Annotated in this window: 14 protein-coding genes; 5 read left to right on the top strand and 9 right to left on the bottom strand. The window is 62.5% G+C overall.

The genetic code is table 11. The annotated features are described in order from the left end of the window. Nucleotides 1–13 precede the first annotated feature (13 nt). Nucleotides 14–169: a hypothetical protein gene (locus AYM40_RS41205; RefSeq protein WP_158515230.1), complete on the bottom strand. Its 156-nt coding sequence runs from the start codon at nt 167–169 to the stop codon at nt 14–16. A gap of 199 nt (nt 170–368) precedes the next feature. On the opposite strand from AYM40_RS41205, the gene AYM40_RS37910 reads away from it, so the two are divergent. Then, nucleotides 369–1,298: a phytanoyl-CoA dioxygenase family protein gene (locus AYM40_RS37910; protein WP_082854920.1), complete on the top strand. Its 930-nt coding sequence runs from the start codon at nt 369–371 to the stop codon at nt 1,296–1,298. Between the two features lie 205 nt (nt 1,299–1,503). On the opposite strand, the gene groL is transcribed toward AYM40_RS37910, so the two are convergent. Further along, nucleotides 1,504–3,144: a chaperonin GroEL gene (gene groL, locus AYM40_RS03005; protein ID WP_063494923.1), complete on the bottom strand. Its 1,641-nt coding sequence runs from the start codon at nt 3,142–3,144 to the stop codon at nt 1,504–1,506. Nucleotides 3,145–3,198: 54 nt separating this feature from the next. Beyond that, entirely contained in the window at nt 3,199–3,489 is a 291-nt protein-coding gene (groES, locus tag AYM40_RS03000; protein WP_007178996.1) for a co-chaperone GroES, read from the bottom strand. 798 nt (nt 3,490–4,287) lie between these two features. On the opposite strand from groES, the gene AYM40_RS42185 reads away from it, so the two are divergent. After that, a complete protein-coding gene (locus tag AYM40_RS42185) occupies nt 4,288–4,881 on the top strand; it encodes a hypothetical protein (protein WP_082854919.1) in 594 nt (197 codons plus the stop codon). A 407-nt stretch (nt 4,882–5,288) separates the two neighbouring features. Here the strand turns inward: AYM40_RS42185 and AYM40_RS42180 are convergent, their stop codons facing one another. Next, nucleotides 5,289–5,987, bottom strand: a complete 699-nt coding sequence (locus AYM40_RS42180) for a hypothetical protein (RefSeq protein ID WP_063494921.1) — start codon at nt 5,985–5,987, stop codon at nt 5,289–5,291. On the opposite strand from AYM40_RS42180, the gene AYM40_RS42175 reads away from it, so the two are divergent. After that, nucleotides 5,982–6,485, top strand: coding sequence for a hypothetical protein (locus AYM40_RS42175; RefSeq protein ID WP_063494920.1), 504 nt, complete (start codon nt 5,982–5,984; stop codon nt 6,483–6,485). The two genes, AYM40_RS42180 and AYM40_RS42175, sit on opposite strands and share 6 nt — an antisense overlap. Nucleotides 6,486–6,568: 83 nt before the next feature. On the opposite strand, the gene AYM40_RS37895 is transcribed toward AYM40_RS42175, so the two are convergent. Next, nucleotides 6,569–6,742 carry a hypothetical protein gene (locus AYM40_RS37895; RefSeq protein ID WP_181448400.1) on the bottom strand — a complete coding sequence of 58 codons (174 nt, stop codon included), beginning with the start codon at nt 6,740–6,742 and terminating at the stop codon, nt 6,569–6,571. Between the two features lie 154 nt (nt 6,743–6,896). Here AYM40_RS37895 and AYM40_RS02980 point away from each other — a divergent pair, with 154 nt between their 5' ends. Both AYM40_RS02980 and AYM40_RS02975 read left to right on the top strand, forming a co-directional pair. Then, nucleotides 6,897–8,381, top strand: a complete 1,485-nt coding sequence (locus tag AYM40_RS02980; RefSeq protein ID WP_063494919.1) for an O-antigen ligase family protein — start codon at nt 6,897–6,899, stop codon at nt 8,379–8,381. A 94-nt stretch (nt 8,382–8,475) separates the two neighbouring features. Beyond that, nucleotides 8,476–8,937: a hypothetical protein gene (locus AYM40_RS02975; RefSeq protein WP_063494918.1), complete on the top strand. Its 462-nt coding sequence runs from the start codon at nt 8,476–8,478 to the stop codon at nt 8,935–8,937. Between the two features lie 163 nt (nt 8,938–9,100). Here AYM40_RS02975 and gmd read toward each other — a convergent pair whose 3' ends face one another. From gmd to AYM40_RS02955, 4 genes are all read right to left on the bottom strand, one after another. Next, complete coding sequence (gene gmd / locus AYM40_RS02970) at nt 9,101–10,219, bottom strand: GDP-mannose 4,6-dehydratase (protein ID WP_063494917.1); 1,119 nt, start codon at nt 10,217–10,219, stop codon at nt 9,101–9,103. A gap of 137 nt (nt 10,220–10,356) precedes the next feature. Further along, a complete protein-coding gene (locus tag AYM40_RS02965) occupies nt 10,357–12,600 on the bottom strand; it encodes a polysaccharide biosynthesis tyrosine autokinase (protein ID WP_063494916.1) in 2,244 nt (747 codons plus the stop codon). Between the two features lie 52 nt (nt 12,601–12,652). Next, nucleotides 12,653–13,792 (bottom strand): polysaccharide biosynthesis/export family protein, encoded by a 1,140-nt coding sequence (locus tag AYM40_RS02960; RefSeq protein WP_082854918.1) that lies wholly within the window; start codon nt 13,790–13,792, stop codon nt 12,653–12,655. Between the two features lie 71 nt (nt 13,793–13,863). Then, complete coding sequence (locus AYM40_RS02955; protein WP_063497812.1) at nt 13,864–15,258, bottom strand: undecaprenyl-phosphate glucose phosphotransferase; 1,395 nt, start codon at nt 15,256–15,258, stop codon at nt 13,864–13,866. Nucleotides 15,259–15,270 lie beyond the last annotated feature (12 nt).

The raw sequence follows: 15,270 nt of genomic DNA, 5'->3' as shown, positions 1-15,270 counted from the left end.
GGTCCAACCGAAATTACATGTCCATGCCCATGCCGCCGGGCACACCGCCGCCCATCGGAGCATCTTCCTTCGGCAGCTCGCAAACAGCTGCGTCGGTCAACAGCAGGCCAGCGACTTGCTTGTCCGGGTTGCCGATTTCCCAACATATAAACAGAACGGGTTTTCTCACACATATCACCAGCATTCAATCGGTGCCCCCATTACCTCGCTGGCGGTTTCGTCCACGCCTCAAAAGGGACAATCGCAACGTGCAATGGCAGATGACGGTCGTGTAAAAGCGTCGAAATAGGCGGTTTCGCACATATGTGACAAACCGTGTTGATTAGGATTATCGGGATTGCTCCAATTTCTCATTCGGCTAGAAAAACGTGAAAACCAAAATTACCCATCCCGACCGAATCAAACCAAACGGTTTAGACACCGAACAAATTGCTGCGCTTAAAAAGCGCGGCTTCAGTTCGTTTGAGAACGTTGCATTCCCCGAGGAAATTGCTGAACTGAGAAGCATCTGCGAGCAACTGATATTCGCCGGTACCGGCGCGCAAGAAGGCGCGCTGTTTGATTTTGTCGGCGAGAATCCGCTCGCGTCGACCGCTCTTACTCAATTGCTTACGCCGAGTAACTTCAATCCGCGGTTGCGCCGGATGGACTATCACAAACGTCTTGACTCGCTGGCTAAACAGATTCTGGGTCCCCGCGCGCGGATTGCAGGAGATCACCTCTTCTACAAACCGCCAATAGCCGGCCCTGAGACCCCGTGGCATCAGGACGAAGCCTTCCACGATCCAAGGTTCTCATACCAGGAAGTGAGCTTCTGGCTACCACTGCAACCAGCCACAGTCGAGAACGGCTGTCTGCGTTTTATTCCAGGTTCGCACCTCTGGGGCGTTCAGCCTCACAGGAAACTCGCGGGCAAGGAGCGTTCACACGGGATTGAATGTTACGACGGATTCAATCCTGAAGACGCAGTCTTTTGTCCGGTGCCAGTTGGCGGGTGCACGGTGCACCTAGGTCGTACATTGCACGGAGCCGGACCGAATGTCACGGCCAATGCCCGCATTGCATATGTAGTTCTCTTCGATGTTCCTGCTACCGTTTCAACCGAACACCGCGAGTTCAACTGGCTAAATCAAGCAACAACGCGCGACGAGACTGAACGTAAATGGAAACAGGGCTACGGAAAACTCATCGCTTTATATCGTCGTCTGGTGCGACGGAACAGTACCGATCCTTATCGCTTATATCATGGCCTTAAACGCCGTTGGTGGTCTTTGATGCAAAGCCGCAGGCGCTTATAGCACGTTGTCTTTTGCTGTGATGACTGCCCGAAAAAGGAAACGGCCCAATCGGCATAAGCCGATTGGGCCGTTGCGGTCAGGCTGACCATTATTAAAACCCGCATCTCTGCGGGTTTTTTCTTTTGGGGTGCACGCCTCGCGGCGCAGCTCCCTATGTGTTTCCAACTGGGCCTCAAATGAGATACGAGTGAGGCCCAATCGGAAATTACATGTCCATGCCCATGCCGCCCATGCCGCCGGGCATACCGCCGCCCATCGGAGCATCTTCCTTCGGCAGTTCGCAAACAGCTGCGTCGGTGGTCAACAGCAGGCCAGCGACCGAAGCTGCGTTTTGCAGCGCCGTGCGCGTCACCTTCGTCGGGTCCACGACACCTGCGTCAACCAGGTCGACGTACTCGCCGGTTGCTGCGTTGTAGCCGAAGTTGCCTTGGCCAGCAGCAACAGCTGCCACCACGACGCTGGCTTCTTCGCCACCGTTCGTGACGATCTGGCGCAGCGGCTCTTCCATCGCGCGCAGCACGATCTTGATACCTGCGTCCTGATCGGCGTTAGCGCCCTTCAGACCAGCGATTGCCGTACGTGCACGGATCAGTGCGACGCCGCCGCCAGCCACGATGCCTTCTTCCACAGCTGCGCGCGTTGCGTGCAGTGCGTCTTCGACACGTGCCTTCTTTTCCTTCATTTCGACTTCGGTCGCAGCGCCGACCTTGATCACTGCAACACCGCCAGCCAGCTTGGCCACGCGCTCTTGCAGCTTTTCACGGTCGTAGTCCGACGTTGCTTCTTCGATTTGCGTGCGAACTTGCTTCACACGTGCTTCGATGGTTGCAGCTTCGCCAGCGCCGTCGATGATCGTGGTGTTTTCCTTGCCCACTTCGATACGCTTCGCTTGACCCAGTTCCGCCAGCGTTGCCTTTTCGAGCGTCAGGCCGGTTTCTTCAGCGATAACTTGACCGCCGGTCAGGATCGCGATGTCTTCCAGCATGGCCTTACGACGATCGCCGAAGCCCGGAGCCTTGACAGCAACCGTCTTCAGGATGCCGCGGATGTTGTTCACAACCAGCGTAGCCAGCGCTTCGCCTTCGACGTCTTCTGCGATGATCAGCAGCGGACGGCCAGCCTTGGCGACTTGTTCCAGTACCGGCAGCAGATCACGGATGTTCGAAACCTTCTTGTCGTGCAGCAGCACGAACGGGTTTTCGAGCACAGCAACTTGCTTGTCCGGGTTGTTGATGAAGTACGGCGACAGGTAGCCGCGGTCGAATTGCATACCTTCGACCACGTCCAGCTCGTCTTGCAACGACTTGCCGTCTTCAACGGTGATGACGCCTTCCTTGCCAACCTTGTCCATCGCTTCAGCGATACGGTCGCCGATCGACGAATCGCTGTTCGCCGAGATCGCGCCGACTTGAGCGATTTCCTTGTTGGTCGTGCACGGCTTGCTGATCTTGCGCAGTTCTTCGATCGCGGCCGTCACAGCCTTGTCGATGCCGCGCTTCAGGTCCATCGGGTTCATGCCCGATGCAACGTACTTCATGCCTTCGCGGACGATCGACTGAGCCAGAACCGTTGCGGTCGTGGTGCCGTCACCTGCGTTGTCGCTGGTCTTGGAAGCCACTTCCTTGACCATTTGTGCGCCCATGTTCTGAAGCTTGTCTTTCAGTTCGATCTCTTTCGCGACCGAAACACCATCCTTGGTGACCGTCGGGCCGCCGAAGCTGCGTTCCAGGACAACGTTGCGACCCTTCGGGCCCAGCGTGACCTTCACAGCGTTAGCGAGGATGTTCACGCCTTCAACCATCTTGGCACGGGCGGAATCACCGAATACGACGTCTTTAGCTGCCATCTTCTAACTCCTTGAATTCTTTGGGATATGACCGGGAAAAGTAGCGACCAGCGCTTACTTCTGCACCACGGCCATGATGTCTTCTTCGCGCATCACGAGCAGTTCGTTGCCGTCGACTTTGACGGTCTGGCCTGCGTACTTGCCGAACAGGACGCGGTCACCAACCTTCACGTCGAGTGCGATTTGTGCACCCTTGTCGTCACGCTTGCCCGGGCCGACTGCCAGGATTTCGCCTTGATCCGGCTTTTCCGCTGCGGCTTCGGGGATCACGATGCCCGACGCAGTCTTGGTTTCTTGATCCAGACGTTTGACGATCACGCGATCATGCAAAGGACGAAGGTTCATACATACTCCTCTCTTGATTGAGACTGAAGAACGCTGAGAAAACCCGGCTGGTTGAGCCAGCCGGCGATGTTGTTAGCACTCTCGTGCAGCGAGTGCTAATTATATGGACGGGTGGTGACAAATTCAAGAAGGGATGTGGCGTTGATTGTTGAGATTCGCTTAAGTTTGAACTTTGTTCACTTAAGTCTGAACGCCCGGGGCCGCATCGGAACGCGGCCACCACAGATTATTCATAACAAAAACAATAGCTTGCGCTCGGATCATCACGTGCTGCCGCGCGTGCCTGGAGCAGGCCGCTGCAACTTTTCCGAGCGTTGCCCGGGTGCGGGCGGCCGCGATTTTCGCAACCCCAGGGAAATCCCCAACGCCCCGTCGCTGACATAACCCGGTCGAATGTAGCCCGGAAACGAGGTCGCAGGTCTACAGCGCCTGGTCGCATCCGACGAACGTGGCGTGACGTTCCGCTGGAAGGATTACGGGGCAAAGGGACGAGCACGCTATAGCAGTACCGTACGTTTTTCATCGTCCTCTCCTGACGACCCTCATCGCGCCCTGGGTTCACCCTGGTTTTTGCGCCGTTTCCCGCCATCTCGCATCAAAGTGTCTTGAATGGACAGCAGGATGGCGTTTTCGCGCGCTATCCGGGGCATTGCTTCGGCAATCTGCGTGCTACGCTCCAACGAACAACCTTCGCGACAGTAAGCCGCTGTTCAGCGGCAGAATCAACAGCCAACAGGACACGCCGCGAAGCGCAATGGCCAATGACAAAAGCGAAACATCGCTGGGGGAGTGAATGCGATGGCATTTAAAAAATATATCGTACTGACGCTAATGGTGATCAGCAGCGCTGCCTTCGCATGGCAGCCACTCACCTATCCAATCAAAAGTCAAAGCCCTTATCAGCAAGGCGCCGACCGCGCGCTGTGCTATGCGGAAGCGAACCGGGTCACCAAGGTCAACACGGTGCGCGAATCGCAGATTCCGCCGCCCGCTGCACCTGCCCGCAAAGCCTCGTCGACCGGCGTACCGTCGAGTCCGCCCTTACCGTCCCACACCATCTCTGCTGTGCCGATGAGCGCGAGCATGCCCGCCGCCGCGGCCGAGCCCGGCGCGCGCGCGCCAGCGGCGACCGCAGCAATGGCCACGGGCGCCTCGGCGGCGAAACCGGCAAGCGCGCCCACGGCGGGCACGCCAGCCACCGCCGCGATGGCGGCTTCGGGGACGATCGCTGACCTCGGCGCATCGGGGGCGGCGATGGCCAGTTCGTCACAGGCAAACGCGGCGTCTGGCGTGAAGCTGCCACCGCTGCCGGCACCCGAGCCGCCCATGACACGGTATTGGGCCGCGTATGGCGCATGCATGCAGGCACGGGGTTACGTCGTCACCCAGTAGTAACCCCTGCATGCAAGTCTTGTTGCCGTGCCCTGTTCTTCGAATCGTGGCGTCGACATTCGACGCCCATTAGCGAGCTGGCCATGCTTAGCGACACGACCTCCAATCAGCAAGATTCCCGGCGATGCGGGCAGTGCGGTGCGCCGCTAGCCGGCCGCTTGTCGCCTTGTGCTTCGTGCCGGGCTCTGCCGGTCGACACGTTCGATGCACGCGCCGCATCATCGCGGGAATTGCGGGCTCCGTTGAGTCATCCTCGGTCGATGCTCGCCACGACACTGCCGCCGCGCAGAATCTGGAGCCCGCGGTCGCGCGCACTGGTCAAGCGCTACGACTCGATCGAAGAGCCCGTGGCCGCAACGAGCGTCTATCGGCGGTTGCGCAAGCCCATCGTGGTGGGGGCGTCGGTGCTAGTGGCGACATCCGCCGTCTATCTGGGTTTCGTCCACGAGGACGACTCGCGCGTGGGTACGCAGATCGCGGTCACCGGCAAGGTGCAGTTGCAGAACGGCGAGCCGTCCATTCCCGTTGCCGGACGACCTGGCGCGGTCGCAGCGCAGCGGCGGCAGCCGAGCGTCGTCCCGCAGCGACAGCCCACCGTCCTCGCGCAACGGCAGCCCGCCGTCCTCCCGCAGCGGCAGCCCGCCGTCATCGCGCAGCAGCAGCCCGCCGTCATCGCGCAGCAGCAGCCCACCGTCCTCCCGCAACGGCAGCCCACCGTCATCGCGCAGCAGCAGCCCACCGTCCTCCCGCAGCGACAGCCCGCCGCCGTCCCGCAGCGGCAGCCCACCGTCATCGCGCAGCAGCAGCCCACCGTCCTCCCGCAACGGCAGCCGGCCGTCATCGCGCAACGGCAGCCCGCCGTCCTCCCGCAACGGCAGCCCACCGTCATCGCGCAGCAGCAGCCCGCCGTCCTCCCGCAGCGACAGCCCGCCGCCGTCCCGCAGCGGCAGCCCACCGCCGTCCCGCAGCGGCAGCCCACCGTCCTCCCGCAGCGGCAGCCCACCGTCATCGCGCAGCGGCAGCCCACCGTCCTCCCGAAGCGGCAGCCCACCGTCATCGCGCAACGGCAGCCCGCCGTCGTCCCGCAAAGCCTCGCGTCGTTGCATTCCTCGCCAGTTACACCACCGGTCGCATCACCACTCGCGCAGCGCCGCGTCGCGCTGGCAACGCCGGATCCCAGGCGCGCCACCGTCAATCAGCCAATCAGCCCGGCGGATAAACTGCTCGCCGATGTGTCGAGGAATCTGAGAGCCGCGCGTGCCAGTCTGCAAGCGAACAATCTGTCGGCAACAAAAACGCGCCTCGCCGCAGCCATCGCCGCACAGCCTGACAACCGCGATGCACTGCGCCTGCGCGCCACGGTGCATACACTCGAACAGCAGCGCGACGCGCTACTCAGCCTCGCACGCGGCTGCGGTTACATCGGGCGTTGGACGTGCATGTCGCGCGACGCCGGCATTGCCCTGCAGATCGATTCGAGCAGCAAAGCGGCACAGCGTCTCGCAACACAGGCGATGCGTGAATCCGAACTCCAGATCGAGCCGCCGATCGACGCTGCGCCTGAGCAGTTGCCCGACACGCGCGACGTGATCGCGCATCATTGAGGTCGGAGCCTCAACCACTCCATGCAGCACAAGACGCGCATCGGTCACCTGCATGAGGACTTCCCGAAAAACGCGCACCGTCCCTACAGTTGATTCTTCACCGCCGCATACCTACCGATCCGCGCGACCTGCGGAGCAGCGCCACTGGACCCGGCGCCGTCGGTGAATGAAAGCAGCGCGAGGTCGACGCCGATGAGACCACGGTCATCGATGAATGCGAGCCGATGGCCGGCACGCAGTCCGTCACGCCTTGGCATTGACAGCCCTTGCCCCGGTCGCCAAAACCCAGGCAACCAGCGTCGAGTGCGGTCCGGGTAACTAACAACCCGGGAGATTCCTTCACACAATGGTTCGGTGCACGACGTCCGCAGTAGACCGACGGCGAAACGGCGTCGACGGGGAGGATCAGCAATGCGCCATAAGTATGCAACGCCCTGGATCTGGATTTTTCTGCTACCGCTCGCGCTGGACTATAAGGCGACCGACGCGAACACGGCCCACTTTGCGGAACGCCTGCTGGTCTTGCCGTCGATCGCCGCGGGCCTTGCGCTGCTGCTGATCGCCCCCCGCTTCCACGAACCTTCGCGACTGCGTTCGGTCGTCACGCTCAGCACGCTGCTCTGCGTGTTCGGCAGCATCGTCGCCCAGCTGGCTCAGGGCAATGACACCGGCAACTATCTGCGCACCCTGCTACCTTTCGTGCTGTTCATGGTCGGCTACCTCGTCGCTTGCCGCCCGTGGAGCGAATACCGGCTCGCGCAATTCGAAAAGACGCTGTTCCTCGCCAATATGATCAGCCTCGTGATCACCTTTATCTGTGGGATGGCCGCCGCCGGCGGTCTCGACGAGGTGCGCCTGCGGCTCGTCTCCGTGACGCTGTTGGGATTGCAAGGCGTGTTGTTGCACGAACTCGTCGTGGCGCGGCGCTTCTCGTTCTACACCGTCGCGACATTCGCGGCCACCATCGTCGTTGAATTGCTGAGCGAAACCCGCAGTCTGCTGGTCGGCACAGTGCTGCTGTTCCTGCTCGCGATAGCGCTGAGCGCGCCGTCTATCCGCCGCATACTTGTCCGCAGCGTGGTCGCCGGCGCGGTGCTGGCCGGCATAGGCGGCATCGCGGCCTGGAGCTTTCCGACCGTCGCGCCGCAGTGGACGCAGCGCATCTTCGCGTCCGGGGACGCGGCGTCCGGCAAGGATCCGACCACGATCGCCCGTCAGGCTGAAATGCGCAATCAGTACGACCAGGTGACTTCGTCCGCGGACACGCTGCTGTTCGGCGAAGGCTATGGGCACTACTATCGTTATTCACCCGTCCATCTGCCCGACCTCGCGGGTCAGTTCACTGAGGAACAGCTGTACGCGATCCGCGAGTGGACCGCAGGTCACAACTTCTGGGTCTATCAACTGTTCGCCGGCGGCCTCGTGTTCGGCATCGGCATGCCGCTGGCAATGCTGGCTGCGCTGGCGATCTGCTTTTTCTCATACCGCTACTGGCGCGCCGTCGTGCCCGACGCGCCGCTGCTGCCGGTACTCGGCCGCGCGATCATGCTGTTCGCCGCGTTGCCGGCGACCTCGATCGGCGGCAATCCGCTCGGCCCGCGCTTCTCCGGCCTGGTGTTCGGTGTCGCGCTCGGTCTGATGATCGCGACCCACGCACGCCTGCAACGCACGCTGCCGGCACCCGCGAAGTGCCCCGCACGGCCGCCGCAGTGGGGTTCGGCCGCGATGCCCGAGTTGCCGGGCCGCGTTCGTCCCGGCATGGGGAGCGCCGATCTCCCGGCCACGCTCGGCATGTCGCGTCCAGCGGACGCGCCGTCCGAGTCGAAGCCGTTCGGCGCGCTCGTGCCGCGCAACTCGCCGGCGCCACACGCCAATCGACCGACGATCGTCCGATGAAAATCCTCTCGCAGGTCGGGCCAGGCGCGCGGACCAGAAACGGCAACGCGGCGCAAGATAGATTCAACCCGACTGCATCTTCCTGGGGGCCACGATGACCACTCCGATTCGGCTTACCGCGGCATGGATGCTGGTCGCCGTTGCAACCTCCGCCGCACCGGCTTTCGCGCAGAATAGCGCTGCAACCGCCGCGATACCTGGCAATGCTTACGGCGCCGAGGCGCCGGTTCCCTTTGGCCAGACCGAAAAAAATCGCAACCGCGAACAGCAGTTGCTCGGCGCACCACGCGAATACAGTGAGGGCGACGGCGGCACGCAACGCAATATCGACAATGCGCTACGCGACGAGCAACGCATGACCGTCACGGGCGGACAGCCCGCATCCGGCAAGGGTCAACGCAAAGCGCCGGCGGGCGCCCACGACCCGCTACGCGGCGCCGCCCAGCCGGGCCGTCCGAATGCGGGCGCCGATCTGCTGCCCGCGGGCGCGGCGAAGAACGCCTACGCCGATCCGTACGGCGCAGGCAAGCGCTCTGTCTACCGCTCGCCGTGGTGAGATCGCAGCGATGAGGTGACCGCCTGATCCGCGAGGTCAAGCTCGGATCGCGTCCGAGCAATCACGCTCCTATAGCCGTCGGCGGCAAGCCGACGGACGAGCGCGGAGCCAGGCACGCCACGGTGGCCCGCGACGAAGATGCGTGCCTGCCCGTTCATTGCAGTTACTCGTGGTGCTCCAGCGCGGTGAAGCCAGCCAGCGTGACGAGCGCGTCGCGGCGTGCGATCTGGTAGTCCGAGCGCACCATGTCCTTGACTATCTGCTCGAACGGCGTGGACGGCTGCCAGCCCAGCTTGGCATGCGCCTTCGACGGATCGCCCAGCAGCGTGTCGACCTCGGCCGGCCGGAAGTAGCGCGGATCAACCCGCACGATCACGTCGCCGGGCGACATCCTGATCTCCCGCCCTTCGACCTTTTCGACAATGCCGACTTCATTCTCGCCGGTACCTTCGAAGCGCACGGTGACGCCCAGTTCAGCGGCCGCACGCTGAACGAACTGACGCACGCTGTACTGTACGCCGGTGGCGATCACGTAATCGTCGGGCTGGTCCTGTTGCAGCATGAGCCATTGCATCTCCACGTAATCGCGGGCGTGGCCCCAGTCGCGCAGCGCCGACAGGTTGCCGAGATACAGCGTCTCCTGCATGCCCACCGCGATGCGCGCGATCGCACGCGTGATCTTGCGCGTCACGAAGGTCTCGCCACGCACCGGCGATTCGTGATTGAACAGAATCCCGTTGCACGCGAAGAATCCGTAGGCCTCGCGATAGTTGACCGTGGTCCAGTAAGCGAACAGCTTGGCGATCGCGTACGGGCTGCGCGGATAAAACGGTGTGGTTTCGCTCTGCGGCGTCTCCCGCACGAGCCCGTACAGTTCCGACGTGGACGCCTGATAAAAACGCGTTCTCTCCTGCAAGCCGAGAATCCGCATCGCTTCGAGGATGCGCAACGTGCCGAGACCGTCCGTGTTGGCCGTGTATTCCGGCTCCTCGAACGACACCGCAACGTGGCTCTGTGCCGCGAGGTTGTAGATTTCGTCGGGCTCGACGCGCTGGATCACGCGCAGCAGGCTGGTCGAGTCGGTCAGATCGGCGTGGTGCAGAAAGAGCCGTTGGTCCGGCTCGTGCGGATCGCGGTAGAGATGATCGATCCGGTCCGTGTTGAACAGGGACACCCTGCGTTTGATGCCGTGTACGACGTAGTCCTTGGCGAGCAGCAACTCAGCCAGGTACGAGCCGTCCTGTCCAGTGATGCCGGTGATTAGCGCAACCTTGCGTGTCATGGAACCTACTCCCAAATTAAGTTTTCCCGAGGCCTATGCCAACCCCAACCCGGATACCCATACCCATTTCAATACCAATCTCAATGCGCGAACCAAAACTGTGGACCGGTTCGGCTTCCTGACAAATACCTCCAGCTTCAACCCGCAATGCTGTCGTAGCCGTAATAGCCGCCCTGATACCCCGAGCCGAGAAACGCACCTTCCTGCGGCACATCGGTCAGCAGCACGCCCCGCATCGCCACCCCGCCATTGCGCAACCGTTTGGCCGTCTCGATGATCTCGTTGAGCGGATGGCGGCCGTGGCGCACCACCAGCAGCGTGGTGCCTGCGTATCTGCCGATCAGCGTCGAGTCGGTCACCGCCAGCACCGGCGGTGTGTCGACGATAACGAGGTCGTACTGCGGCTTCAGTTCGTCAAGCATCATTTCGAAGCGCTTGCTCATCAGCAATTCGGCCGGATGCGCGGGCAACGTGCCCTTGGCGAGCACGTCGAGACCGGGCAGCACGTCGCGCTGGATCATCGAGTTGAGATCGCCGCCGCTCAGCACGTCGGACAGACCCGGCTGATGGGTGATGCCGAAGTGCGAATGCACGTCGCCGCGGCGCATGTCGCCGTCGATAATCAGCACCCGCTTGTTCGCCGACGCCACCAGCGCCGACAGGTTCACCGACAGAAACGACTTGCCGGCGTCGGGCCGCGAGCCGGTGATCATCACGACGTTGTTCTCTGCGTGATCGAGCGAGAGCTGCAGCGAGGTGTGCAGATTGCGCACGCCTTCCACCGCGATGTCTGCCGGCGCCTGCTGCGCGAGCACATGCAGCCCGCGCCGGCGCAGCGAAACCTGTTGCTGCAGGCGCAACTGGGTCTGGCTGCGCGGCACGACCGCGAACACCGGCAGGCCAAGCATCCCTTCGAGTTCATCCGGACGCTCGACGCCACCGAACATCGCACGCTTGAGGAAGGTCAGCAGGATGCCGAGCGCGAGGCCGCCGCCGAGTGCGATCAGAATCACCAGCATGCGCTTCGGGCGCACGGGTTCGTCGGGTGCTTCGGCGAAATCCACCACGCGCATCGTGCCGACCTGGCCCGCCTTCGCCACGCGCAGCTGCTGCGCGCTGTTGAGCAGGTTCGTGTACTGCTCCGTGGTGACGTGCACGTCGCGCAACAGGCGCAGCGCGGTCTGCTCGTTATCGGGCATTGCCGCGACGCTGCGATTCATGTTGATCTGCGCGCCCTGCAACGCGGCGATTTGCGCGTCGAGCGCGGCCACCGCCGGGTGATTCGCCGTGAAGCGCTGCGACATCTCCGCGCGTTGCTGCTGCAGGTCGAGCAACCTGGTCTTGTTATCGACGACCTGTTGCAGCAGCAGGCGGCTTTCCTCGCCCAGGTCGACCGCGCCGTGCTCGTTACGGAACTTGTTGTAGCGCTGCTCCGCTTCGTCGAGTTCCTTGCGCGCGCCCGGCAGTTCCTGATCGAGGAAGGCCAGCATGTGCTCGCCTGCGGTCGACCGGCTCTCCATGTCCTGACGCATGAACTCGCTCGCCACGTTGTTGACGATCGCCGCGGTCAATGCGCTGTCGCCGCCTTCGAGACTCGCGCGAATCACGCCGGACTGCTGCGTGGTTTCCTCCACCACCAGCGCATTCTGCAGATGGTTGACCGTGCTCAGCGTCGACGCGCGCGACAGTTCGAAACGCGAGCCGGGTGCGCCCACCAGCTTGTCGACATGCAGCGCGATCGGGCCGTCGGCGGTATCGGTTTCGACCGTCTCGCCGACCCGGCCCGACAGGATCGCAATGCCGTTGCGGTCACGCAGCACATACGTCCCGCCGCCGCCCGCAATCAGCGTGAAGGTCGTGTCGTACATCTCCTTCGACGTGTCGAAACGCGACATCGCAATGCTCTGGTCTCCCCATGCGAAGCCGGACAGGTTGATGAACGACGGCAGCCTGAAACCCCACTGGCCGTTCACCAACCCCGCGATCATCCGGCCGATGACCGGAAAATAACGCGGCGTCGCAGTGATATCGAGGTGCAGCTTTTTGACCGTGTCCTCCGTGACCAGGCGCGATTTCAGCAACTCGATCTCGGCCGCGGTCGACGGCCTCGTGTCGAACATGCTGGTGAGCTGCGGCAAGGAATCCTTGCCGTTCGCATTGGCATTGGCCGCCTTGTCCTCGACGTGGAACAGCACGTCCGCACGGTACGTCGGCGACGCGAGGAATGCATACGCGCAGCCCAACGCGAGCGCGATCAGCGTCACCGTCAGGACGGTGCGCCAACCGCGCACGATCGTGCGAAGGTAGTCCGACAGATGAAGCTCGTCCGGTCCGGACACGTCGGTGTAGCCGGTGTAGCGGTGTTCGAAATTGATTGCCATGTTGTTCCACCCACCAAAGCCCACCAGTTATGGGTTCACACTGCGCGCGCGGTCATTTCGCCAGGATCGCGCCCGTCACAGCCGCATTGATTGCAGGCAGCAGCAGGTTCAGCACACGGTTGAAGCGAACCAGTCCGCCTTGTCCGACGTACACGATGTCTTTCGGCTGAAGCTCGAACTGATTGGCGAGCACCATCGCAACCGGCGACGTCGCATCGAGGTGATAGATCTGCGGCGATTCGCTCGTCGAATTGCGGATCACGAACAACTGCCTCGCCGCGGCCGTGTTCGAGTCGAAACTGCCGCTGTCCGAGATCGCTTGCGACAACGTCAGCGAACCGTTGCGCATCGGCTGCACGGTCGCCGGCTTGTTGACCTCGCCCATCACATATACGCCGCTGTCCTCACGCGCGGCAACCCGTACCAGGTCGCCCGGTTGCAGATAGATCTCCGACGGATTGCGGCCGCGCTTGATCAGATCGTCCACGTTGATCTGATTGACGACGCCATTGCGGACCAGCTCGACGCGGCTGCGGTCCGCCGTCGCGTTAAAGCCGCCGGCCTGGTTGATCGCCATTGTCAGCGACATCGGGATGTCATTCAGCGATTGCGCGCCGGACGTGCGCACTTCGCCGTCCACATAAACCTGCGCATTGCGGAACGAAGCGACCCGCACCGTCACTTCGGGCTTCTGATACACCTTGCTCAGACGGCTGTACAAGTCCTTCTGGATCGCCGCGGTGTCCTTGCCCGCCACATGCATGTTGCCCGCGTACGGGAACTGCACGTTGCCGTTTTCGTCGATCAGGAAGCCCGCCGTCGCATCCGAACTGCGCGAGTTCTGCGTCGGCTGTCCCAGCGCGGCGGCGAGTTCCGGGTGATCCCATACGACGATCTGTAGCACGTCGCCGGGGCCGACCCTGTATACGGGCGGCTTGCCGAACAGCGCGAGCGTCGCCGGCTGCAGCGTCGCCGACATCTGATCCGCATTCATCTTGCGCAGCAGCGCGAGGTTGATATCGGTAATCGGTACCGTCTTCTGCTGCGAGGCTTCCGTGCTGAAGTCGCCGCCGGTGTCCTGAATCGCCGCTGGCGTGATCATCCGCTGGCCGGGCACGCTGCCGCATCCGGAAAGCAGTGCCGCAGTAGCGAAAACCAGGAGACTTCCCGTGCGTAGTCCAAGTGAGCTCATGATGTTTCCTCCGTACGCCACAGCGACTGTTCTCAGGAGAGGCAGCGCCCAGCGTGTTTGTTAGCTACGTCTTAGTAAGCGTTTCGATGCACCAGTCCGGCCACTATCGTCGCGCCGATGATCCGCATATCGAGTGCGAACGACCAATGCCCCAGGTAGTACAGGTCATGTTCGACGCGGCGCTCCATTTTCTCGATGCGGTCGGTCTCGCCACGAAAGCCGTTTATCTGCGCCCAGCCTGTAATGCCCGGCTTGATCCGGTAGCGATTGATGTAGCCCGCGACCACTTTCTGATAGAGGTCGTCGTGCTCGAGTGCGTGGGGACGCGGTCCGACGACCGACATGTCGCCACGCAACACGTTGAAAAATTGCGGCAGTTCGTCGAGGCTCGTGCGGCGCAGGAACGCGCCCACTTTCGTCACACGCCTGTCGTGGCGCGTGGCCTGACTGAGCGTGCCCTTGGCCTCGGTATGCAGACGCATTGAGCGGAACTTGTAGATCGTGAAGACGCGGCCGTCCGCGCCCTTGCGCTTCTGCTTGAACAGCACCGGCCCGCGCGACGAGAGCTTCACCGCGATCGCGATGCCCAGCAGGAGCGGCGCGAGACTGAACAGCGCGGTGGCCGCGAACAGACGGTCGAAGATTTCCTTCTTCAGCATCGAACTCGCGGACAGCGGCGAAGCGACCAGATTGATCGCCGGCACGCCAAGCAGGTCGACCATGCCGCTGCCTTCGAACAGCGCATGGCTGCGCACGTCCGGCACGAAGCGGATGTTCACCAGATCGTCGCGGAACTCGCTGATCAGCGAGCAGATCAGCGGCTCTTCGCTCAGCGAAAGCATCAGCCAGAGTTCATGCACGTCGTTCTTGCGGATGTAGTCGGCGAGCGCGTCGACGGTGCCGAACACCGGCACGCGCGAGTTCGCCGCAGCCGACACGCCCGACACTTCCGAGAGCGTGTTGTAGACGGCCGTCGCGCGAAACCCGGCGGTCGGCGCGGATTCGATGCGGCGAATGATGGCATCGCATTGCGAACCGCTGCCGACGATCGCGACCTGATGCAGATTCATGCCAACGCGGCGAGCGTGCGCCAGCACCGCGTGCGTGATCAGCCGGTATGAGATCATCAGGCCGCCCGTGACGGCGGTCCAGTACGAGAACCACAGCCGCGACACGGCGTCACTGCGATGCAGCGAATACATCAGGCCGAGCGCGCAGACCTGCACGATCAGCCATGCGAGCGAAACCTGGCCGGCCAGCGCCAGCTTGGAGCGGCCGCGCCACGATTCGTAGACGCCGAACGCCGGAAAAATGGCGAGCGCGAATGCTGCGGAAAACATCACCAGCGCCCAATGGAACCCGGATTGAGCAAGGTAATCGAAGCGGATCTGCGACGCCACCGTCGCTCCCGCCAACACCAACGCGACATCGAAAACTCGCGCGAGCAAATCCTGAAACTTGCGCATCTCGCTTACCTC

It is taken from the genome of Paraburkholderia phytofirmans OLGA172 (assembly GCF_001634365.1).
Classification (GTDB): Bacteria; Pseudomonadota; Gammaproteobacteria; order Burkholderiales; family Burkholderiaceae; genus Paraburkholderia.
This window is presented reverse-complemented; position numbering and strand designations above follow the sequence as displayed.

What these genes read in the sequence shown, in the direction of transcription:
- AYM40_RS02975 (WP_063494918.1), top strand. Translation starts at nt 8,476, where the DNA reads ATGACCACTCCGATTCGGCTTACCGCGGCATGGATGCTGGTCGCCGTT.
- gmd (WP_063494917.1), bottom strand. Translation starts at nt 10,219, where the DNA reads ATGACACGCAAGGTTGCGCTAATCACCGGCATCACTGGACAGGACGGC.
- groL (WP_063494923.1), bottom strand. Translation starts at nt 3,144, where the DNA reads ATGGCAGCTAAAGACGTCGTATTCGGTGATTCCGCCCGTGCCAAGATG.
- groES (WP_007178996.1), bottom strand. Translation starts at nt 3,489, where the DNA reads ATGAACCTTCGTCCTTTGCATGATCGCGTGATCGTCAAACGTCTGGAT.
- AYM40_RS37895 (WP_181448400.1), bottom strand. Translation starts at nt 6,742, where the DNA reads ATGCCAAGGCGTGACGGACTGCGTGCCGGCCATCGGCTCGCATTCATC.
- AYM40_RS02960 (WP_082854918.1), bottom strand. Translation starts at nt 13,792, where the DNA reads ATGAGCTCACTTGGACTACGCACGGGAAGTCTCCTGGTTTTCGCTACT.
- AYM40_RS42180 (WP_063494921.1), bottom strand. Translation starts at nt 5,987, where the DNA reads ATGCAACGACGCGAGGCTTTGCGGGACGACGGCGGGCTGCCGTTGCGC.
- AYM40_RS42185 (WP_082854919.1), top strand. Translation starts at nt 4,288, where the DNA reads ATGGCATTTAAAAAATATATCGTACTGACGCTAATGGTGATCAGCAGC.
- AYM40_RS02980 (WP_063494919.1), top strand. Translation starts at nt 6,897, where the DNA reads ATGCGCCATAAGTATGCAACGCCCTGGATCTGGATTTTTCTGCTACCG.
- AYM40_RS02965 (WP_063494916.1), bottom strand. Translation starts at nt 12,600, where the DNA reads ATGGCAATCAATTTCGAACACCGCTACACCGGCTACACCGACGTGTCC.
- AYM40_RS02955 (WP_063497812.1), bottom strand. Translation starts at nt 15,258, where the DNA reads ATGCGCAAGTTTCAGGATTTGCTCGCGCGAGTTTTCGATGTCGCGTTG.